The following is a 21258-nucleotide window of genomic DNA, read 5'->3' as shown; positions in this document are numbered from 1 at the left end:
CATGTACTTGCTTAGCCGCCTGTTTCTGTTTCTGACCAAATCGCCTGATCAACTCGCGAAAGAACGCGCTGACGCTTTCCTCGCTGAGGCAACCGATCTGTACGATCTGGAATTCCGTATGCGTAAGCTGGACCGCGAGGCGACCACTCGCCATCCGGCGTGGATGAGCCAGCACTAAGCTGTGCGCGTTTGAAGCATCGGCGCGTAATGAAGAACGCCGATGTTTGGGGTGAGGCGCCCAAGGTGATCAGCACCAGAACATGAGTAGCGGCCGCATACGGCGCATTGCTCAGTCGCCTCAAGATGTTTGTGACCAAAACGAAGTGAGCGGGCGCTTACTTGCCGAAACGGGCAAGCGTACGCTGCCGCGCTTCGGCATGGTCGACGATCGGGGCCGGGTAGTCCTTGCCTAGTGTCACGCCGCATTCAGCGAGCCGTTCCGAACCCGCCAGCCACGGCGCGTGTATCCATTTGGCCGGCAGTTTCGCAAGCTGCGGCAGGTAGCGTTTGATAAAGCGCCCTTCGGCGTCGAACTTTTCGGATTGCGTGATCGGATTGAAGATCCGGAAATACGGCTGCGCGTCGCATCCCGTCGACGCCGCCCATTGCCAGCCGCCGTTATTCGCCGAAAAATCGAAGTCGTTGAGCTGTTCGGCGAAGTAGCGCTCGCCACGTCGCCAGTCGATGCCCAGATCCTTCACCAGAAAACTCGCCGTCACCATTCGCAGGCGGTTGTGCATGTAGCCGGTGCGGTTCAGTTGCAGCATGGCGGCGTCGACCAGCGGATAGCCCGTGCGGCCGTCGCACCATGCGGCGAACGCCTCGTCCGCTTCCGGGCCGTGCTCCCAGCGCAGCCGATCGTACTCTTCCTTGAACGACGCACCGCCCGCCAGCCTTGGATGGTGCGACAGGATCATGAAGTAAAAATCCCTCCAGATCAGTTCGGACAGCCACGTGGCAGAGCCTTGCCCGTCAGGCTGCAATGACATCTCGTGCGCGAGTCGCGCAAGCGTGCGGATCGAGACAGTGCCGAAGCGCAGGTGCATCGACAGGTAGCTCGGACCTTTGACGGCGGGAAAGTCGCGCCGGTCCTGATAGCTGTCGATGCGAGTCATGAAGTCTTCGAGCAGGCGTTGCGCGCCACTCATGCCGGTGGGCAAGTTGAGCTCCGCAAGATTGCTCGGTGCGAAACCGAGCTGATCGAGCGTCGGCAACTGGCGGTCCAGCTTGGGCGGCAGTGCTGCAAGCTGCTTTATATAGGTCTCGACCGGATACGGTTGAAGATCGAAGGCCGTCAGCTGCTTGAGCCATGCGTTCTTGTAGGGCGTGAACACCGTGAACGGCTTGTTCTGGCCGGTCAGCACCTCATCGCGCTCGAAAATCACCTGATCTTTAAACGTCAGCCATTGGCGCCCGGCTTCGACAAGCCGCTGGCGCACCGTCTCGTCACGCTCGATCGCGACGGGTTCGTAATCGTGATTCGTGAATATTGCATCCGCGCCGAGTTCGACGGCGAGTCTGGGCACCAGATCGACCGGATCGCCGTACAGCACGATGAGGCCGCCGCCTTTGGCGCGCAACGCCTCGTCCAACTCGCCCAACGCGGCAAGAATGAACTCGATGCGGCGGTCCTGCGGCGGCGTGTCCGGATGGCGAGTTTGCCAGGAGTCGCTCAGCGGTTGCAGGATCGTCGTGTCGAATACGAACACGCACCAGACGCGCCCGCAATGCTTGAGCGCGTAGTAGAGCGCGGCGTTATCCGGGCTGCGCAGGTCGCGGCGAAACCAGACCAGACCGGTATCGAAGGTGTCGTTCAGGCGCCGGACGCGTGTCATTGGGATCGTGAGTCAGGTAAAGGGCAGTGCGGCGAAGCATGAACCGGCGCAATGATCGGCTGCCAGCCGACGATATTACTGAACTGAGCGCCTGCTTGCAGCGCTACGGCCGAAGTCGCGTGACGGCAGGTGTTGGGTCGGATCAATGCCGCACATTCCGTGCCGCGTCCGCGAACGCCTATTGCGCCGTGAAACAGCACGACGCCCGCGCCTGGTTTGCAGGGTGCGGGCGTGTTCATGACGGCTTGGTTGTGCCGCGCGCGTCAACGATTCATGGGCAATTCGTTGAAGCCGCTGGCGCTTACGCGACTTGCAGGCGCACCGCGACGTTGTTGCGTGTGGCGTTCGAGTACGGGCAAACCTGATGGGCTGCGTCGACCAGTTCCTTGGCTGCCTCTGCAGCGAGGCCGGGCAACGAGATGCGCAGATCGATGTCGAGCGCGAAACCGCCGTTGTCGTTCGGGCCGATTCCCACTTCTGCCGTGACTTGCGTGTCAGCCGGCAAAGCCTGCTTGCGTTGGCCGGCGACGAATTTCATCGCGCTCAGGAAACATGCCGAGTAGCCGGCTGCAAAGAGTTGTTCCGGGTTGGTGCCTGCCGCGCCGGTGCCGCCCAGTTCACGCGGTGCCGCCAGCTTCACGTCCAACGCATTGTCCGACGATACTGCGCGGCCGTCACGGCCACCGGTGCTGGTTGCGCTCGCCTTGTAGAGGATGTTCATGGTGCTGCTCCTTAGTCTGGTTTGTCAGGGTCTGCATGCTTGCCGCTGTTTCCCCGCCCTTCTGGCGGAGCGCTATCGAAGCGGCATGTGATAAAGATAGTACACAAATCATTTGTGTGCAAATTAATTTTTGCATCGTGCCGATAGCATGCTTTTTGAAACAGGCCGGCTAGTGGTCCATGTAATCGTTGAGCGTGGTGCGCAGGCGCGTCAGATCGTCGCGCAAACGGAGTAGGAATTCTGGCGACTGCTGGGTCGCGCAGAAGATTTCCGCGGGCACTTCGCGTGCCTGACGCTTCAGCGCCGTGCCCGCTTTGGTGAGCCGGATATAGACGAGCCGCTCATCTTCGACGCCGCGTACCCGTTCCAGGTAGCCCTGTGTCTCGAGACGCTTGAGCAGCGGCGTGACCGTCGCCGAGTCGAGATTCAGGCGCGCGGCCATGTCTTTCACCGTGACGTCGTCGGCTTCCCATAGCACGAGCATCGTCAGATATTGCGGGTACGTCAGGCCGAGCTTGTCGAGCAGCGGTTTGTACGCTTTCGTCATCGCAAGCGAGGTCGAATAGAGCGCGAAGCAGAGTTGCTCGTCGAGCGTGAAGGGAAAAACCGGGCGCTGGGTCATGGTGCATCTCGCTTAAAAAAGAGCGTGCAAATCGATTGCGCGCAAACCATTGTGCCGCAAGTAGAGGCAAGCTGCCGAGTGCGGCTGTAGATCTGGCGAAATGGCGGAGGCGGATGGCGCCTCGAACCAGACGTGCTGAGGGCGTCAAGGCAGGGGGCGTAGGCGGTGTGGGGGCCGCCGTGGCGGGACTGTGGCCGGCGTCGAGGCGAAAACGGGCAGTGCGCCGGATCGAAACCACGCGGGCGCCGAAAAAGCGTCCGCGCCTGAACAGCAGCCGGGCCGGCGCTCAGGCCGCCGGTGTGGTCGGCAGGTCCGGCGCTTCAGGCGTTTGCACGCCGAAGCAGCCGCGATAGGTCGCGTAGAACGAGCAATACAGCATGGTCGTGACGATCATCGTGGCAGGCATCAGGATCGCGAACGCGAAGTCGCCTGCGCCCAGCGCCTGCATCAGCGCGGACAGGCCGAACGAAACGGTTGTCGCAACCGCGAACCACAACGCGCCGAACACGATGAACGCGCCGCGATTGCGCCAGCAACTGACGATGCTGAAGAACATCGCCTTGACGGGCGGCACGTCGTGCCATGCGGTAAGGATTGGGGAGAACCAGAAAATCATCGCGACCGGAATGTAGAACGCGAACGCGGTGATGATTGCCAGCGGGATATTGCTGTTGGCGATCGCATCCTGATCCATGGTGGCCGCGCCGAGCATGACCTTTAGCAGCATGCCGCCGTCGGCGAGTGCCGAGCCGGCCAGCACCAGCGCCATCGCGATAACGTACAGCACGCCCAGCACCAGCAGCCGCTTGGCGACCACGGCGCCATACGAGTGAAAGCCGTCCACCAGAATGGTTGGGAATACCGGCTTGCCCGCGATGGTGTTGCGGCACGCCGCCATGAAGCCGACCGCGACACCCGGAATGAAGATCAGCGGCAGCACGCCGCCGACAACCGGAATCTGCGCCGCCAGCGTCATGATCAGCAGATAGGTGAAGAACAGCGTCAGAAACGCGAGCGGGTTCTTGCGGAACAGCCAGATACCCTGCCGGAACCAGACATAGCCGGTTTTCGCGGGGACTTCGATCAGTTGCATGAGGTATGAATGCCTGGAAGTGCTACGCCGGACAGGCGTTCGCGCAGGATGCGCTCGAAATGGCCGGGGTCGTGCGGTTTGAGCAGCTCGGCCGCGCGCGGCAAATGAAAATCATACAGGCGCGAGACCCAGAAGCGGTAAGCACCCGCACGCAGCATGTCGCCCCAATGACGGTTTTCCTCGACGGTGAACGGGCGCACGGTCTGGTAGGCGCGCAGCATGGCTTCGGTGCGCGCCTCGTCGAGCTTGCCGGTGGCGAGGTCGACGCACCAGTCGTTGACTGTTACCGCGACGTCGAACAGCCACTTGTCGCAGCCGGCGAAATAGAAGTCGAAGAAACCGCCCAGCCGCACCTCGTGGCCGGTTTCCGGCGCGGCATGCGCGAACAGCGCGTTGTCGCGGAACAGGTCGGCGTGGCACGGGCCTTCGGGAAGCGTGCGGTAATCCGCCGACGCGAAGAAAGCCTCCTGATGCGCCAGTTCGGACGACAGCAAGTCGCGCTGCGTGTCCGCAAGGAACGGCAGGATGGTCGGCACGGTTTCTTTCCACCACGGCAGGCTGCGCAGATTCGGCTGATAGCGTGGGTAGTCGCGCCCTGCCAGGTGCATGCGCGCGAGCATTTGCCCGACTTCGACGCAGTGTTCGATTTGCGGCGCCAACTCCGGCGCGCCTTCAAGCTTGGTCACGATGGCGGCGGGCTTGCCGTGCAGCATGCCGAACAGCGCGCCGTCTTCGCGCGGCATGGGATCCGGCACCGGCACGCGGTGCGCGGCCAGATGCTGCATCAGATCGAGATAGAACGGCAGTTGCCCGGCCGTCAGCTTTTCGAAAATCGTGAGGACGTATTCGCCGCGCGTCGTCGTCAGAAAGAAGTTGCTGTTCTCAATACCGGACGGGATGCCGCGAAACTCGACGACTTCGCCGAGATCGTAGTGACGCATCCATTCTGCTAGTTGGGGTTCGGTGACAGCGGTGAAGACAGCCATGCGGGAAACGTCGGATCAGGTTAGTCGGGCTGGCGCGATGCGACCAGTGCGAAGTGTGGGATGCTGAAAATCGGCGAGCAGGCCGAAAGCCCGAGGCGACGCCCGTGGGCCGCGCAGATCCAGAGGCGGCTTACGTCACGCCGCCGCCCCGGCAAGCCTCAATATCAATAAGTCAGATTCACCGACGGCAAGCGCGTGCTCGCGCGGCCGTTGTCGCGCACGGTGGGCGATGTGTCGAGCGGCGCGCTCATCTGATAGCGCGTGCCGAGATTCGAATGCACGTTGATTTCAACGGGCTTGCCTTTATCGCGGTATTCGGTGATTTCGGTGCCGTTAGCGCTGCGTTCGTAGAAGCTCGGCGTGCGCGGGACGTTGATTTCGACCTTCGAGCTGACCTCGGCGGCCGGACGATTGATCTTCTCCAGGTCGGGCAGACCGGCCCGTTCATTGGCGGACTGGGGCGCGCCGGCGGGCGGAGTGTCATCGACAGGCTGGGCAGCCATCGCGGCGTTGCCAAAGGCGAAGGCCAGTGCAACGGCGACGGGAAGGAGCGGCTTCATGGTGATTCTCCAAATTGGTGTCCCGATTCTAGCAAATCCAGCCTTGCCTACGGGTGCGATCGCCTTATTTTGCGCCGCTTTCGCGCAATCTGCGCGCAATCTTGCGGCCGCTGTTGCGGCGGGTGTGCCAGGCGCCGCGCGGTCATTTGGCGATCGCGGGTTCCGTGGTAATGTCATCTCATCAATTGAGGTGAATGAAGATGAACAACGATACCAATCAACGCGCGGTGCAGACTCCCGCCAACAGCTTCCCAACCGAATCCTTTGACGACGCGGCCGAGGCCGTCACGCATCTGTCGGCGATCTACGAAGCGAACACGTCGTTCCTGCGCGACGCCTTCGCGCGCTACCGCCGCAACGAACTGTTCGAACGCCGGGTACGTGCCTGCTACCCGTTCGTCAGAGTGCGCACGGAGGTCAACACGCATATCGACTCGCGCCGCTCGTACGGTTTCGTCGCGGGTCCGGGCGTGTTCGAGACCACGGTCACGCGGCCGGATCTGTTCGGCAACTACTATCGCGAGCAGTTGCGTCTGCTGGCCAAAAACCATCATGTGCAGATCGAGGTCGGCGTGTCCGATCAGCCGATTCCGATTCACTTCGCGTTCGCCGAAGGCATCCATCTCGAAGGCGATCTGGATCGCGAACGCCTGTTCCTGATGCGCGACGTGTTCGACACGCCGGACCTCGCGCTGCTCGACGACCGCATCGTCAACGGCACCTATGAGCCGCCGCCGGGCGAGCCGCATCCGCTGGCGTTGTTCACGGCGGCGCGGGTGGATTTTTCGCTGCATCGATTGAAGCATTACACGGCGACGTCGCCCACGCATTGTCAGAACTACGTGCTGTACACGAACTACCAGTTCTATATCGACGAGTTCGTCAAACTCGGCCGCACGATGATGGCCCATACCGACGACGAAGAACTGCGCGCCTATCGCAGTGAATACACGTCGTTCGTCGAACCGGGCGACGTGATCACGTACAACGAAAATCTCGGCGAGCAGGCCCAGGAAGGCACGGCGCCGCCGCGTTTGCCGCAGATGCCCGCGTATCACCTGAAGCGTGCCGACGGCAGCGGCATCACGATGGTCAACATCGGCGTCGGGCCGTCGAACGCGAAGACGATCACGGATCACATCGCCGTGCTGCGCCCGCATGCGTGGATCATGCTCGGCCACTGCGCGGGTCTGCGCAATACGCAGCGTTTGGGCGACTACGTGCTGGCGCACGGCTACGTGCGCGAAGACCACGTGCTCGACGACGATTTGCCGCTGTGGGTGCCGATTCCTGCACTCGCCGAAGTGCAGGTGGCGCTGGAACGCGCGGTCGCGCAGGTCACGCAACTGGATGGCGTCGAGTTGAAGCGCGTGATGCGCACGGGCACGGTGGCGAGTGTCGATAACCGCAACTGGGAGTTGCGCGATCATCGCGAGCCGGTGCAGCGGCTCTCGCAAAGCCGTGCGGTCGCGCTCGATATGGAAAGCGCGACGATCGCCGCTAACGGGTTCCGTTTCCGCGTGCCTTACGGCACCTTACTTTGTGTGTCGGATAAGCCTTTGCATGGCGAGTTGAAACTGCCCGGCATGGCGGATCAGTTCTATCGCGCGCAGGTCGATCAGCATCTGCAGATCGGCGTGAAGGCGATGGAGTTGTTGCGGATGAACGGGCTACATCGTTTGCATAGCCGCAAGTTGCGCAGTTTCGCGGAAGTGGCGTTTCAGTAAGGGGTATGCTTCGGCTTCGCGGAATACGACTGCGAACAGGTCGGCCGTATGGAGGATTGCGTCAGGGCAATTCCATGAACTTCATAAGCCGATCAGGCTGTGGCGCGCACTGATCCGTTGGCGCGGGCCTTGGGCGGCATACTTTCAGTTCTGCGCTCGTGTTTGTATCGAGCTTAAGCAAATTCAATGAGATTACGGCACAGCATTGCGAAGTTCTGCGCCGTAGTCGCGGCTCTCGCATGGCACTGGTTTTCGCCAAAGATCATGTTGAGTACCCAGTCCATACTGCTTTCGACGCCCAGAGGGAAATCCCGTTGGAGGATCGAGCAACTCCGGAATCGCTGTGATCCTGTTGCTTTTGTTTGCTATGCACACCTGTCCCAGTACCACGCCCACGTCACTGCCGTAGGCCGGCATCATGGAGCGCACGCTAATCACTGCGATGGGCGTCGCGTGCCATCTTGCCATCCAGGGTTGCCACTTGACGCAGGCGCGCGGCTGCGTAGATGACGCAAATCGCCAAACGCGTCTTCGATACTGAACACGCCTTCTCGCATCGCTTTTTCTCGGCCACACAAGCCACGGTACACGCGCCTTCAACAAAGCTTACAAGGTGCTCTTCACCATCTGTAACACTTCACGCAATCTGCCTGGCTCTTCCCTCCGAAGTAACCGTTTTTCGGAATTGTCTGATGTCAATCGCATCGTCGATAGCGATACATTTTAAATGTAGTGAAAGCTACATTAATAAATGGCGATATCCACCAAACTAAATAAAAACACGATGACTACCAGACGATTATTTTTGCGAACAAGTGTATTGTCTCTTGTCGGCATCACGTCTCAAATCGCAAAGGCGACTCCCACATCACCCCAAATTACAGTCACTCCGCTGCGCGGATATGCGTTAACAAACGGCGCGACTGCATTGAGGCGCGACGACGGGACATGGATATTCTGGGTGCGCATCATAAATTTTGAGGACCCGAATAGCGATATTGCGGCGAATCTCCAGGTGGCGACGGATAAAGGGTTCTCGCAAATCATTGATGTCCTGCCTGTCACTCTCAAAAAAACAAAATCATTTATTGCCCAGACAGTGTACACGCCAAAAACAGGAAATACACAGCTCTATTATCGCTATATTGTCGGATCGAGCCCTTCTACCGCGCCATCCGTCAGTTCTTCAGTGAATTCAATTGCCCCGTGGAATACAGAGTCAAAGGCTGAATAAAATGGCAAAAGTTGAAATGGTGTTGCAATTCATCGAAAACGGTTCGAATTCGATGACTAGTTATCAGGCGTTTATGACTGCGGCAAATAGTCAAAATGACTCGCTGTCAGTTATTCAGAACGGCACAAACCTCGTTGCGACAATATCAAATGTAGCACCGATGATGCAGCCAGTACGTATCATGACAAACGGATTGGCCGCGACGTCTGCATTAATACGAATTGCGACAGATTGGAAAGACCAGAACAAAAAAGTCCAGGCGGGAGACGTGCTGACCGTCATAAGTGCGGTCGGAACGATCGCTGTTACGCTACTTGTTTGGGCAGAAATTGGCCCGGGTGCCGCTGCAGTAGTCGGTGGACTCATCTTGGCTGCCGACCTGCAATCTTCCTTTCAGCCGTATATAAATTCTACAAAAATATGGTTGGGTAATTATATGACAAACCTGCTGCAAGTCTCGAATCCTCCGTCGGTTGCTAGTGCATCGCTTTATTGGTCAAGTCTCGGAACCGGGAGTGGGTACGTGCTTTCCTCTTACAACGAAATATTGACGCAAAAGGGGATGTTCGTCTGTCTGAGCGACAAGGGTGTTTCAGGTAGCGGTTTGATACCTACGGGGACCCCCGTTCCAGGTAGCTTCACGCCAGTCAACGAAGATCAATACAAGGAAAACTATTGCCGATACCTGAGTGTTGAACAGGGTTGGAGCGATATCGTTAGTGGAATGGATTATTGCAAGAATATAAAATTCAGATAGCTATGACAGCAATGCCGCGTTGTATTCGGGTTTCACTTATTGGATTCTTTCTCGCCTTCCTGTGCGAGGCTTGGGTAGAAATCGCCTTACTTCAATCCGGCTCTCTGCCGTGGGAAGGCTGTCTGGCTGTGTTCGTAAGTCTTGTGGCAAATCTCCTGGCGCTTGTGTATGGGATAAAGAGAAAGAGATGGGCTTACGACCTGCTGAAGTGGATCGCGGCCTTTCTTCTTCTATGGACTATATTCGGGCACCCATATTTGCAAGAATTGGGATTGTGGGCTATCGCACTAATTACCCTTTGTGTGTGGCTCCGACTCGGCGCGCTGCTCATATTGCGACGCAAGGCGGTGAAAGATTGGATCGAAGCGACTACTACCGGCAACGGTCTGCAGTGGCGTAGATGAATGACGAATAAGCGGCCTCTCTCTCCCGCCATCGACTACCGCATTGCGCGGTAGTCGATGGCAGCGATTCTCCCTTCAAGATTTCGTGACTTTGTAAGTACCGAGGCTTAGGGTTTCAGCAACCTGTAGACCTTCGCCGACCTCCGCCAAGAGAATAGCGTCCAGGCGTTCATCGCTGCGATCGCGATAATCCATACTACGACACTCGCACTGGCGTTGCCGCTGTGAGCCTCGTGTATCCATTTAAGGCAAAGCAGGGCTGACACTAGGATGCCAGCGACAAACCACCAGAAGGAAATCTCGGGCGAATTGATGCCGCAAATCTCACCGGTGGAGTGGTTTAACCATCCCACGAGCGTTTGCCAGTTATCTGTATCGCGCAGCACCGCCGTCACGACCATGCCGCTTTCAAGTCGAGGCGCGCCGCGCATTTGTACAGCGTACTGGCGTTTGCCTGCAACCGTCACGTTAAAGGCTGTGCTGATTGTTCTACTGCCATATTTGTCTTTCTCGGCGACTATCCCGCCGATGTTTTCAAGCGTGACGGTGATGGCATGGTAGGTCATAAGCGGATGGCACAGGAGCTGAATCTATAAGCTGTAAGCATAGCTGTGCTTCGTAATCCCGAGACACTGACCGTACGGGTTTTTGACGCCGCATTGCGCTTGGTCAATGCGTTTCTCGGGCCACCATGTTTGCGGCAGTTCTGTGCGTGAGGCATTGCACTACGCAGGTCCCCCGCGCGTGTCAAAACTGCCCAAACCCCGTCAACCCAATCAAGCTCCCCGCCGCCAGCAACCAGAGCGGATGAATCCGTGTCTTCAACGCCAACACAGCAGTAAAAGCGCAGATCGCCCATGCAATCGCCGTCGGATTCGACGCCTCGGCGATCAACGCCGCGCTCGCCGCGACGATGCCGGCCGTCACCGGCACCAATCCCATTTGCGCGTAACGCCGCCACGGACGGTCTTTGAACCGCTCCCACGCATGCAGCGCGAGAATCGTCACGAGCGAAGACGGTCCGAACTTCGCCACGGAGGCCACCAGCATCCCCGCCCAACCCGCCACGTGCCAGCCGACCAGCGTGACGATCATCAGATTCGGCCCCGGTGCCGCTTGCGCGAGCGCGAATAGCGCGCTGAATTCGCTGGCCGGCATCCAGTGATGCACATCCACTACCTGACGCTGCATCTCCGGAAGAATCGTGTTGCCGCCACCGAACGCCAGTAGCGAAAGCTGACTGAAAATGATGGCAAGGGAAATGAGCGTGTCGTTCATCGGGCGGCCCTCGACGCGATGTAGATGCTGAGCGGCGTGAGCACCAGCATCGTAGGCAGAAGCGGCAGGCGCATGATGGCGATCGCGATGAAGCCGAGCGCCGCGATGAGCGCGGCCATCGGTTTATCCCGCAACGGCAGCAGGATTTTCACGGCCATCGAGATCAGCAGGCCGGACGCCGCCGCCGCGAGACCGGCAAACAGATGGCGAACGTGCGGGTCGTTTTGCGTGTGTTCGTACAGCACGCCAAGGCCGATCACCACCAGCGACGGCCCCGCGATCAACCCGAGCAGGCCCGCCAGCGCACCCGGCACGCCGCGAAAGCGCATCCCGATCGCCACGGAAAGATTGATCACGTTGCCGCCCGGCAGGAATTGGCACAGGCCCAGCAAGTCGGTGAACTCCTTGCCGGTCAGCCAGCGCCGTTGGTCGACCAGGGCGCGTCGCGCCAACGGCAATGCGCCGCCGAACGAGATCAGCCCGAGGCCCAGAAAGCCGCCAAAAATTTCCCGCAATGTGGGCGTGGGCGCTCGGCCGGCCGCGGTTGAAGTGAGATCGTGATCCATATCGTTAAGCTTCCGGTTCAAGCTCTGGAGGTTAGCGCCGAACCGGCTCTGGGCAAAACGATTTTTGAGCGCGCCTTTGTGATCTAGAATCACAAGCATGGCTCGTCATCTTCCTCCTTTTCCGGCGCTGCGTGCCTTCGAGGCCGCCGCGCGGCATGAAAGCTTCACCGCCGCGGCGAACGAATTGCATGTGACGCACGGTGCAATCAGCCGGCAGGTTGCGGCTTTTGAAGCATGGCTCGGCGTGCAGGTGTTCCATCGTCGCGGCAAGCGCGTGCGCCTGACCGACGACGGCCGCCGCTATCTGGCCACCGTCCAGGCTGCGTTCGACAGCATCGCGCTCGCCACGGATCAACTGCGCGATACGGGCGTCGTTCGCGTTTTAAGGGTGAATGCACTGCCGACCTTCGCAATGAAATGGCTGCTGCCGCGGCTCCATCAATTCCAGCGCAAGGTGCCGAATGTGGAATTGCGCTTGTCGACTTCAAATGCACCGGTCGAGACGCTGGACAGCTTCGACGTCGCGGTGCGGCGCGGTCCGGCGCTTTGGCCGAACTGCGTGAGCGGCCATTTTCTTGGCGAAAGCGAGATTCCGGTGTGCAGTCCCGCGCTCCTGCAACGCTCACCGATCAAGGCGGCCGACGATCTCGCGAAGCACGTGCTGCTGCATTCGGACACGCGGCCCGATGCGTGGGCCAACTGGTTGTCGGCAGCAGGGGTCACGGCGAAATGCCGGAAGAAGCAGTCGTTCGATCACTTCTATCTGGCCTTGCAGGCCGCGGTGGATGGGCTCGGCGTAGCGCTCGGCCCGTTGCCCTTGCTGGCGGACGAGCTGGCATCGGGGCGGCTCGTCGTGCCATTGGCCGGCCCGCGTATCGATGCACGCGGCTATTGGTGGGTGGCGAGGCGGGAGGTCGCGCAGGCGCCGCTAGTGGCGCAGTTCTGCGAATGGCTGCAAGCGCAGGGTGATCAGACGGACGTAGCGGAAGCGAGCGGCCTGGAGGCCGCTCACTAGAACTTGCGTGCGATGCTCAATTCACATTGAGCATCGCACGCTGACTTCGCGCACGAGCGCGAAGCTCCAGCATCACAAATAGAACATCCGGTCTTCATCCGACTTGGCCGGATGCGGCTCGGCTTCTTCGCGGTCTTCGTAGAACTTCAGCACCGCTTCGAGCACCTGGTCCGGGTCGTCGATCACCTGCATCAAATCCATGTCCGTCGGATTGATCAGGCCCATCGGCGTGAGTGAGTTCTTGAACCACGCAAGCAGACCTTCCCAGAACTCGGCGCCCACCAGGATGATCGGCACGTGGCGCGATTTCTTGGTTTGAATCAGCGTGAGGACCTCGGCGAGCTCGTCCAGCGTGCCGAAGCCGCCCGGCATGACGATCACCGCGTCTGAGTTCTTGACGAACGTGACCTTGCGCGTGAAGAAGTGGCGGAAACGCAGCGAGATGTCCTGCCATTGATTGCCCGATTGCTCGTGCGGCAGTTCGATGTTCAGGCCGACCGAAGGGGCTTTGCCCGCATGGGCGCCCTTGTTGGCCGCTTCCATGATGCCGGGGCCGCCACCCGAGATAACCGCGAAGCCTGCGTCGGACAGCTTGCGCGCGATTTGCGTGGCGAGTTTGTAGTAAGGCGAGTTCGGTTTCAGGCGCGCTGAACCATAGATGCTGACAGCCGGACGAATCTCCGAGAGGTACTCGGTCGCCTCGATAAACTCTGCCATAATCGTGAACATCTGCCACGATGCGCGGGCCTTCTTAGCCGTTGCGCGCTCTTGATCTGCGAGTGATCGCAGACTCGGAATCACTTTTCTCTTAGTCATAATGCCTGAAGAACGAAGCCTAGAAGGTAAGACCCTGCTATTGGTCGACGGTTCGAGTTATCTGTACCGGGCCTACCATGCGATGCCTGATCTGCGCGGACCCGAGGGTGGCCCGACGGGTGCGCTCTATGGAATGATCAACATGCTGCGGCGCATGCGCAAGGAAGTCACAGCAGAGTATAGCGCGTGCGTGTTCGACGCCAAGGGCAAAACGTTTCGCGACGACTGGTATGCCGACTATAAGGCGAACCGCCCGTCCATGCCGGACGATCTCTCGCGCCAGATCGAGCCGATTCACGTCGCCGTGCGCGCGCTCGGCTGGCCGTTGCTGATGATCGAAGGCGTCGAAGCCGACGACGTGATCGGCACGCTCAGCACCGCAGCAGAAAAGCGCGGCATGAACGTGATCGTGTCGACGGGGGACAAGGATCTGGCGCAGCTCGTGTCGGATCATGTCACCCTCATCAATACGATGACCAACGAGAAACTCGACCGCGAAGGCGTGATCGCCAAATTCGGCGTGCCGCCGGAGCGCATCATCGACTACCTGTCGTTGATCGGCGATACCGTCGACAACGTGCCCGGCGTCGAAAAATGCGGGCCGAAAACGGCGATCAAATGGCTCGCGCAGTACGAGACACTCGATGGCATCGTCGCACATGCGGACGAGATCAAGGGTGCGGTAGGAGACAATCTGCGACGTGCGCTCGATTTCTTGCCGATGGCGAAGAAACTCGTCACCGTCGAGCGCCAATGCGATCTGACCGGCCATGTCGTGTCGATCGAAGAAAGCCTGGAAAGCCGGCCGGAATCGCGCGAAGAACTGCGCGACGTGTTCACGCGCCATGGCTTCAAGACCTGGCTGCGTGAGGTGGAATCCGCGGAAGCCGTGGAGGGTCCCGAGACCGATGTACCGCCGGCGCTCACCGTGGATCACGAACGTCACTACGATACCGTGCAGACCTGGGAGCAGTTCGACGCGTGGCTCGAGAAAATCAACGCCGCCGAGCTGACGGCGTTCGATACCGAAACCACCTCGCTCGATCCGATGACCGCGCAAATCGTGGGGCTGTCGTTGTCGGTCGAACCCGGCCGTGCCGCTTATGTGCCGCTCGCGCATCGCGGTCCGGACGCACCCGTGCAATTGCCGCGCGACGAAGTGCTGGCGAAGCTCAAGCCATGGCTCGAGAGTGCCGGTCACAAGAAGGTCGGCCAGCACATGAAGTACGACGAACAGGTGCTGGCGAACTACGGCATCGAAATGCGCGGCGTCGAACATGACACGCTGCTGGAGTCGTACGTGCTTGAATCGCACCGTACGCACGACATGGATAGCCTTGCGCTGCGTCATCTCGGCATCAAGACGATCAAGTACGAAGAGGTGGCGGGCAAGGGTGCGTCGCAGATCGGCTTCGACGAAGTCGCGCTGGAAACGGCCGCCGAATACGCGGCGGAAGACGCCGACATCACCTTGCGTCTGCATCAGGCCTTGTATCCGCAAGTGGCCGCGGAAAAGACGCTCAGCTACGTGTATCGTGATATCGAAGTGCCCACCTCGCGCGTCTTGCGCAAGATGGAGCGCACCGGTGTGCTGATCGACGCGGAAAAGCTGCGCGCGCAAAGCAGCGAAATCGCCACGCGTCTGATTCAGCTGGAAAGCGAAGCATATGTGCTGGCCGGTGGCGAATTCAATCTCGGTTCGCCGAAGCAGATCGGTCAGATCTTCTTCGAGAAGCTCGAATTGCCGGTCGTTAAGAAGACCCCGAGCGGTGCGCCGTCCACCGACGAAGAAGTGCTGCAAAAGCTCGCTGAAGACTATCCGTTGCCGAAGATCCTGCTCGAACACCGAGGTTTGTCGAAGCTGAAATCGACCTACACGGACAAGCTGCCGCGCATGGTCAACGCCCAAACGGGTCGTGTGCATACGAACTATGCGCAGGCGGTGGCGGTCACGGGCCGGCTGGCGTCGAACGATCCGAACCTGCAGAACATCCCCGTGCGTACCGGCGAAGGCCGTCGCATCCGCGAGGCGTTCATTGCACCGCCGGGCCACAAGCTCGTCTCCGCCGACTACTCGCAGATCGAATTGCGCATCATGGCGCACATTTCCGGCGACGAATCCCTGCTGCGTGCGTTCTCGCAAGGCGAAGACATTCACCGCGCCACGGCAGCGGAAATTTTCAGCGTGACGCCGCTCGAAGTGTCGAACGATCAGCGGCGCGTGGCGAAGGTGATCAACTTCGGCCTGATCTACGGCATGAGCGCGTTCGGTCTCGCCGCGAACCTCGGCATTACGCGCGACGCGGCCAAGCTGTATATCGATCGCTATTTCGCGCGTTATCCGGGCGTCGCGCGTTACATGGACGAAACGCGTCTGAGCGCGAAGTCCAAGGGTTACGTGGAAACGGCGTTCGGGCGCCGCCTGTGGCTGCCGGAGATCAACGGCGGCAACGGGCCGCGCCGTCAGGCAGCGGAGCGCGCGGCAATCAACGCGCCGATGCAAGGCACGGCCGCCGACCTGATCAAGCTGTCCATGATCGCGGTGCAGAAGTGGATCGAGGAGTCGAAGGTCGGTACGCGCATGATCATGCAGGTGCACGACGAACTGATCCTCGAGGTGCCGGACGCGGAGTTGTCCGACGTACGTAAGCGCTTGCCGGAACTGATGTGCGGTGTCGCCGCGCTGAAAGTGCCGCTGGTCGCCGAAGTGGGCGCCGGCCTGAACTGGGAAGAAGCGCATTGACGTGCATGTGACGGCGCGCGCGATAGGCGATAACGTCGCGCGCATGTCACATATGCGTATTGATGGCTTGTGACAACCCGTGCCGCTCGCGGACAATCGCCAGGACAGACGGCGCGCGTTTCATGCTTCACGCGCCGTCGCGACGCATAACCCATCGGCAAATACGGAGAGTTCAATGCATCGTTTTATCGTCGTTGGCGGGGGCGCGGGGGGACTGGAACTGGCGACGCGTCTGGGCGACCGCTATGCACCCCACAAGAACAAAGGCGGTGTGCACGCGCAAGTGACGCTTGTCGATCGCAATCCAACCCATATCTGGAAGCCGCTGTTGCATGAGGTGGCAGCCGGCAGCATGGACCCGTTCACCCAGGAACTCGAATATGCGGCGCAGGCGCGCTGGCACGGCTTTGAGTTCCAGCAGGGCGATTTGACCGGTCTGGACCGCACGAACAAACGTCTCACGCTCGGTCCGGTGCTCGACGACGATGGCGCCGAACTGCTGCCCACACGCGAACTCGAATACGACACGCTGATCGTCGCGATCGGCAGCACCACGGCGTTCTTCGGCGTGAAAGGCGCGTCGGAGTTCTCTCTCGCGCTCGATACAGTCAGCCAGGCGGAGCGCTTCCGCAAGCGCCTGATCGCGGCCTGTATGCGCGCGGAGCATCAGGTGCATGAGCCGGTCGAATCGGGCCCGGGCACGTCGCCTTCGTCTGAACCGCGCATCCAGGTGGCGATCGTCGGCGGCGGCGCGACAGGCGTGGAACTCTCGGCCGAGCTGCGCAATACAGCCCAGGTGCTGTCCGCGTACGGTTTGCATAAGCTCGATCCGCGGCACGACGTCGGCATCGTGCTGATCGAGGCGGGGCCGCGTATTTTGCCGGCCTTGCAGGAGCGCGTGTCGACGGCCACCGCAGAATTGCTCACCAAGCTCGGCGTGAAGCTGATGATCGGTGAGACCGTGGCGGAGGTCGCGCCCGGCATGATCCGCACGGCCAGCGGCAAAACCGTGCGCGCCGATCTGACGGTATGGGCGGCGGGTATCAAGGCGCCCGCCATCCTGAGTGAACTCGACGGCCTGCCGGTCAACCGTCTGGGGCAACTCATCGTGCGCCGCACGCTGCAAACTGAAATCGACGACAACATCTTCGCGCTCGGCGATTGCGCGGCCTGCCCATGGCCGGGCAACGAGCGCAATGTGCCGCCGCGTGCGCAAGCGGCCCACCAGCAGGCGAGCTTCCTGATGAAGGCGCTTGCAGCCCGGCTCGAGAACAAGCCGCTGCCTGAATTTACCTATCGCGACTTCGGTTCGCTGGTGTCGCTCGGGCACTTCAGCGCGGTCGGCAATCTGATGGGCGGTGTAATCGGCGGCAATATGCTGATCGAAGGGCTGTTCGCGCGCTTCATGTACATGTCGCTGTACCGCTTGCATATCGCCGCGCTGCACGGTTACGCGCGGATGGTGCTCGACACGTTCGCGCACTGGCTGCGGCGCACCACGCTGCCGCGGGTCAAGCTGCACTGAAGACTGACGGTGCTCAGGAAGGTTGCATCTGCAACAGGATGCCGGTGAAGCGTATCCTGTTGCCTCCAACTTTCTCCGAGGAGCGCCGCATGCTGAAACCCGACATCGACAGCCTGGTCCCGCACGTTCCCTTCAATCGACGCACCTTCATCAAAGCCGCGCTCGGCACCGGTTTCGCGGCGGCTGTGCTGCCGGTGTCGGCGCAAACCATCCACACCGATAGCGACGGTCTCGAAGCCGGCGAGATTGGCGTGCGTTCGGGCGATACGCTCGTGCCGGCCTATCGCGCACAGCCGAAGGGCAAGACGCATCTGCCGGTGATCATCGTGATCCATGAGGCGTTCGGCGTGCATGAGCATATTGCCGACGTGTGCCGGCGCTTTGCCAAGCTCGGTTATCTGGCGATCGCGCCGGATCTGTTCGTCCGCGAGGGCGATCCGGCAGTGCTGCCGACCATCCAGCAGATCAGCGACCAGATTCTCAGCAAGGTGCCGGACGAGCAGGCGCTGGACGATCTCGACGCTACCGTCGCGTGGGCGGGCGAGCACGGCGGCGATCTGAACCGGCTGGGCGTGAATGGCTTCTGCTGGGGAGGACGCATCGCGTGGTTGTATGCCGAGCACAATCCCCGGCTGAAGGCGGCAGCGGCATGGTACGGCCGGGTCAACGGCGATCACACTGCAACGACGCCGGCGAACCCGCTCGACCGCGCGGCTGACCTGCATGCGCCGGTGCTAGGGCTGTATGGCTTGCAGGATCAGAGCATTCCCCAAGCCTCGCTCGAGCAGATGAAACAGGCTATCGCGCAGGGACCGCAGGCGGGGCGCGGCTCGCAATTCGTCGTGTACGACGACGCGGGCCATGCTTTTTTCGCGGACTACCGGCCGAGCTACAGGAAGGTCGATGCCGAGGATGGCTGGCGGCGTGCGTTGATGTGGTTCAAACAGCATGGCGTCGCATAAAGGCGCGCTGGCTTGGCCCGGCGCGTTCGATACCCTCGTTGGCCCACCCCAGAAAGGCGGGCCGATGCGCTCGGCTTGAAGAGTGAAGAAGGCCGTGGCCGCTGGACAGCAGCCACGGCCTTTTCGCTATTCGTCCCGCTTTCCCGCTCGATGGGACGCTTAGGGGTTCGGACCCGTCGCAACCGGCCGCTTCGGATCAGAACTCCATTCGCTCCACGATCCCGCGTACAGCGCCGCGCCATGCATGCCGGCGACCTCCATGGCGAGCGCATTCACGCACGCCGTCACGCCCGAGCCGCATTGCAGCACGACGTGTTCTGGCGAGGTGTCGCCCAGCAACGCGTGGAATTCCTCGCGTAGCGTATGAGCCGGTTTGTAGCGGCCGTCGGCGGTGAGGTTGTCCTTGAAGAACCGGTTGAGCGCGCCAGGAATATGGCCGCCGACGCGATCCAGTATTTCGTTCTCGCCGCGATAGCGATCGTTCGCGCGCGCATCGACCACGACGCGTTCTTTCGTGCCGAGATTGCGCTCGACGGTCTGCGCGTCGACGGTGACGGAAAGCGGCGCGCCTGCCTTGAAGTCGCCCGTGTTCTGCGCCGGCGCGTCTTGCGTGAGTGGGTGGCCGGCGGCTTGCCACGCGCGCAATCCACCGTCGAGCAGCGCAACCGCGTCGTGACCAAGCCAGCGCAGCAGCCACCATGCGCGCGCGGCGTACATGCTGTCTTGCGCGTCATAAGCGACCACCTGCTGACCCTGCTTGAGCCCCCGGGACTCCAGCGTCTCCACCAGCCGCGCGCGATCCGGCAGCGGATGGCGGCCGTTGTGGCCATTCTTCGGCCCCGACAGGTCGCGATCGAGGTTCAGATAATGTGCGCCTGGCAAATGCCCGGCCAGGTAGGCTTTCTCGCCCGCCCCGGTGTCGGCCAGATCGAAGCGGCAATCGATGACGAACACGCTGCCTGGCGCGGCGGCCAGCCGTTCCGCGAGGTTGGTCGCGGAGATGAGGGTGGTGTAGTGAGTGTGCGGCATGACGTCTCCTATATCGACCGGAGTTGGCGCTTTAGCGCTTACTTCGATCCCATAGCGCTTACCCCGGTCCCATGCAGATGGTTGCAAAGCGGACGATTGCGGCTGCTGCCCAGCGGCTTGGCGCCGTTGGCGAATGGCCGAACGATACTGATAGTCTAAACAAAAAAAGACGGGCCGAAGCCCGTCTTCCATGTTTTGATGCGGTTCGCGCACGGATTGGTTCAAACCCCGATGCATGCGGAGCACACGCGGATCGTGCGCGGCTCAGATCGCGCCGAGCTCGCGCCGCAAGAACTCGTGGAAGTGCTGCATGCCGTCTTCCATCGGGCTCTGATACGGGCCGACCTGCGATTCGCCGCGTTCCATCAGCGCGCGGCGGCCTGCGTCCATGCGCTCGGCGATTTCGTCGTCCTCGCGGGCCGTTTCCATATAGGCGGCGCGCTCGGCTTCGACGAATTCGCGTTCGAACAGCGCGATTTCCTCAGGGTAATAGAACTCCACCACGTTGGTGGTTTTCTGCGGACCACGCGGAATCAACCACGACACGACCAGCACGTGCGGATACCACTCGATCATGATGCCGGGGTAGTACACCATCCAGATCGCGCCGAAATCGGGCGGATTGCCGCCGCGGAAGCGCAGCACTTCGTCGTGCCATTTACGGTACGTCGGGCTGCCCGGCTGCTCCAGATCCTTGTGCACGCCGACCGTTTGCACGCTGTACCATTCGCCGAATTCCCACGTCAGGTCGTCGCAATTGACGAAGCTGCCGAGGCCCGGATGGAACGGCGCGACGTGGTAGTCCTCCAGATAGACCTCGATAAAGGTCTTCCAGTTGTAATTGCACTCGTGCACTTCGACGTGATCGAACATGAAGCCCGAAAAATCGAAGTGCTGCTTGGTGCCGAGGCGTGCCAGATCCCGCGCGACGTCGCGCCCCTGCGCTTCGAACAGCAGGCCTTGCCAGTTCTGAAGCGGCGTGGCACCGAGATTCAGGCAGGGGTTGTCCGCAAAATGAGGCGCACCGAGGAGCTGGCCGTTCAGGTCGTAGGTCCAGCGATGCAGGGGGCAGACGATGTTCTCCGTCTGGCCGCGGCCGTTGAGCATGATGGCTTGCCGGTGGCGGCACACATTCGACAGCAGTTCGGCTTGCGATTGCTGGTTACGAACGAGCACGCGCCCTTCGCTCTCGCTGGGCAAAGCAAAATAATTTCCCGCTTCGGGCACCATGAGATCGTGGCCGATGTAGCGAGGACCTTTTTTGAAAAGGGTGTCGATTTCGCGCGTTAGAAGCGCTTCGTCAAAGTAAGCCGTGACTGGCAGCTGGCTGTGGACAGACCGCAACTGCAATGCATTGCTCAGATTGGACATTCCCACTCCCGTGA

Annotated in this window: 21 protein-coding genes; 9 read left to right on the top strand and 12 right to left on the bottom strand. The window is 60.8% G+C overall.

Features of this window, described 5'->3' with window-relative positions; translation table 11 throughout:
* Nucleotide 1: 1 nt before the first annotated feature.
* Complete coding sequence (locus DSC91_RS13580) at nucleotides 2-178, top strand: DUF3563 family protein (protein WP_115778946.1); 177 nt, start codon at nucleotides 2-4, stop codon at nucleotides 176-178.
* A 157-nt stretch (nucleotides 179-335) separates the two neighbouring features.
* On the opposite strand, the gene DSC91_RS13575 is transcribed toward DSC91_RS13580, so the two are convergent.
* The 6 genes from DSC91_RS13575 to DSC91_RS13550 form a co-directional block, all read right to left on the bottom strand.
* Nucleotides 336-1835 (bottom strand): cryptochrome/photolyase family protein, encoded by a 1500-nt coding sequence (locus DSC91_RS13575; RefSeq protein ID WP_115778944.1) that lies wholly within the window; start codon nucleotides 1833-1835, stop codon nucleotides 336-338.
* A 301-nt stretch (nucleotides 1836-2136) separates the two neighbouring features.
* Nucleotides 2137-2556, bottom strand: coding sequence for an organic hydroperoxide resistance protein (locus tag DSC91_RS13570; RefSeq protein WP_115778942.1), 420 nt, complete (start codon nucleotides 2554-2556; stop codon nucleotides 2137-2139).
* Nucleotides 2557-2725: 169 nt separating this feature from the next.
* A complete protein-coding gene (locus tag DSC91_RS13565; protein ID WP_115778940.1) occupies nucleotides 2726-3178 on the bottom strand; it encodes a MarR family winged helix-turn-helix transcriptional regulator in 453 nt (150 codons plus the stop codon).
* Nucleotides 3179-3464: 286 nt separating this feature from the next.
* Nucleotides 3465-4271 (bottom strand): BPSS1780 family membrane protein, encoded by an 807-nt coding sequence (locus tag DSC91_RS13560; protein ID WP_115778938.1) that lies wholly within the window; start codon nucleotides 4269-4271, stop codon nucleotides 3465-3467.
* Nucleotides 4262-5257, bottom strand: a complete 996-nt coding sequence (locus tag DSC91_RS13555) for a homoserine kinase (protein WP_115778936.1) — start codon at nucleotides 5255-5257, stop codon at nucleotides 4262-4264. Before DSC91_RS13555 ends, DSC91_RS13560 begins: the two co-directional genes overlap by 10 nt.
* A 164-nt stretch (nucleotides 5258-5421) precedes the next feature.
* Nucleotides 5422-5817, bottom strand: a complete 396-nt coding sequence (locus tag DSC91_RS13550) for a hypothetical protein (RefSeq protein ID WP_115778934.1) — start codon at nucleotides 5815-5817, stop codon at nucleotides 5422-5424.
* Here DSC91_RS13550 and DSC91_RS37470 point away from each other — a divergent pair.
* The 4 genes from DSC91_RS37470 (at nucleotide 5816) to DSC91_RS13540 (ending at nucleotide 9535) form a co-directional block, all read left to right on the top strand.
* Nucleotides 5816-6085, top strand: coding sequence for a hypothetical protein (locus tag DSC91_RS37470; protein ID WP_162831391.1), 270 nt, complete (start codon nucleotides 5816-5818; stop codon nucleotides 6083-6085). The genes DSC91_RS13550 and DSC91_RS37470 overlap by 2 nt on opposite strands.
* Complete coding sequence (locus DSC91_RS13545; RefSeq protein WP_115779836.1) at nucleotides 6018-7544, top strand: AMP nucleosidase; 1527 nt, start codon at nucleotides 6018-6020, stop codon at nucleotides 7542-7544. Before DSC91_RS37470 ends, DSC91_RS13545 begins: the two co-directional genes overlap by 68 nt.
* Before the next feature lie 751 nt (nucleotides 7545-8295).
* Complete coding sequence (locus DSC91_RS37465; protein WP_162831390.1) at nucleotides 8296-8778, top strand: hypothetical protein; 483 nt, start codon at nucleotides 8296-8298, stop codon at nucleotides 8776-8778.
* 1 nt (nucleotide 8779) lies between these two features.
* Complete coding sequence (locus DSC91_RS13540; protein ID WP_115778931.1) at nucleotides 8780-9535, top strand: hypothetical protein; 756 nt, start codon at nucleotides 8780-8782, stop codon at nucleotides 9533-9535.
* Nucleotides 9536-10046: 511 nt separating this feature from the next.
* Here DSC91_RS13540 and DSC91_RS13530 read toward each other — a convergent pair.
* From DSC91_RS13530 to DSC91_RS13520, 3 genes are all read right to left on the bottom strand, one after another.
* On the bottom strand, nucleotides 10047-10505 hold the full coding sequence (locus DSC91_RS13530; protein WP_115778928.1) for a hypothetical protein: 459 nt from the start codon (nucleotides 10503-10505) through the stop codon (nucleotides 10047-10049).
* A gap of 181 nt (nucleotides 10506-10686) precedes the next feature.
* Entirely contained in the window at nucleotides 10687-11217 is a 531-nt protein-coding gene (locus DSC91_RS13525; RefSeq protein ID WP_115778926.1) for a chromate transporter, read from the bottom strand.
* On the bottom strand, nucleotides 11214-11783 hold the full coding sequence (locus tag DSC91_RS13520; protein ID WP_115779835.1) for a chromate transporter: 570 nt from the start codon (nucleotides 11781-11783) through the stop codon (nucleotides 11214-11216). The genes DSC91_RS13525 and DSC91_RS13520 overlap by 4 nt, the downstream gene beginning before the upstream one ends.
* 97 nt (nucleotides 11784-11880) lie before the next feature.
* On the opposite strand from DSC91_RS13520, the gene DSC91_RS13515 reads away from it, so the two are divergent.
* Nucleotides 11881-12798, top strand: a complete 918-nt coding sequence (locus tag DSC91_RS13515; RefSeq protein ID WP_115778924.1) for a transcriptional regulator GcvA — start codon at nucleotides 11881-11883, stop codon at nucleotides 12796-12798.
* Between the two features lie 72 nt (nucleotides 12799-12870).
* Here DSC91_RS13515 and DSC91_RS13510 read toward each other — a convergent pair whose 3' ends face one another.
* Entirely contained in the window at nucleotides 12871-13614 is a 744-nt protein-coding gene (locus DSC91_RS13510) for an LOG family protein (RefSeq protein ID WP_073428625.1), read from the bottom strand.
* 1 nt (nucleotide 13615) lies between these two features.
* On the opposite strand from DSC91_RS13510, the gene polA reads away from it, so the two are divergent.
* The 3 genes from polA to DSC91_RS13495 all read left to right on the top strand — a co-directional run bounded on the left by polA (nucleotide 13616) and on the right by DSC91_RS13495 (nucleotide 18844).
* On the top strand, nucleotides 13616-16357 hold the full coding sequence (polA, locus tag DSC91_RS13505; protein ID WP_115778922.1) for a DNA polymerase I: 2742 nt from the start codon (nucleotides 13616-13618) through the stop codon (nucleotides 16355-16357).
* Between the two features lie 175 nt (nucleotides 16358-16532).
* Nucleotides 16533-17882 (top strand): NAD(P)/FAD-dependent oxidoreductase, encoded by a 1350-nt coding sequence (locus DSC91_RS13500; RefSeq protein WP_115778920.1) that lies wholly within the window; start codon nucleotides 16533-16535, stop codon nucleotides 17880-17882.
* 89 nt (nucleotides 17883-17971) lie between these two features.
* Nucleotides 17972-18844: a dienelactone hydrolase family protein gene (locus DSC91_RS13495; RefSeq protein ID WP_115778918.1), complete on the top strand. Its 873-nt coding sequence runs from the start codon at nucleotides 17972-17974 to the stop codon at nucleotides 18842-18844.
* A 159-nt stretch (nucleotides 18845-19003) separates the two neighbouring features.
* On the opposite strand, the gene DSC91_RS13490 is transcribed toward DSC91_RS13495, so the two are convergent.
* Nucleotides 19004-19873, bottom strand: a complete 870-nt coding sequence (locus tag DSC91_RS13490) for a sulfurtransferase (RefSeq protein WP_115778916.1) — start codon at nucleotides 19871-19873, stop codon at nucleotides 19004-19006.
* Between the two features lie 264 nt (nucleotides 19874-20137).
* Nucleotides 20138-21244, bottom strand: coding sequence for an aromatic ring-hydroxylating oxygenase subunit alpha (locus DSC91_RS13485; protein ID WP_115778914.1), 1107 nt, complete (start codon nucleotides 21242-21244; stop codon nucleotides 20138-20140).
* Nucleotides 21245-21258 lie beyond the last annotated feature (14 nt).

The organism is Paraburkholderia caffeinilytica (assembly GCF_003368325.1).
Lineage (GTDB): Bacteria > Pseudomonadota > Gammaproteobacteria > Burkholderiales > Burkholderiaceae > Paraburkholderia > Paraburkholderia caffeinilytica.
This window is presented reverse-complemented; position numbering and strand designations above follow the sequence as displayed.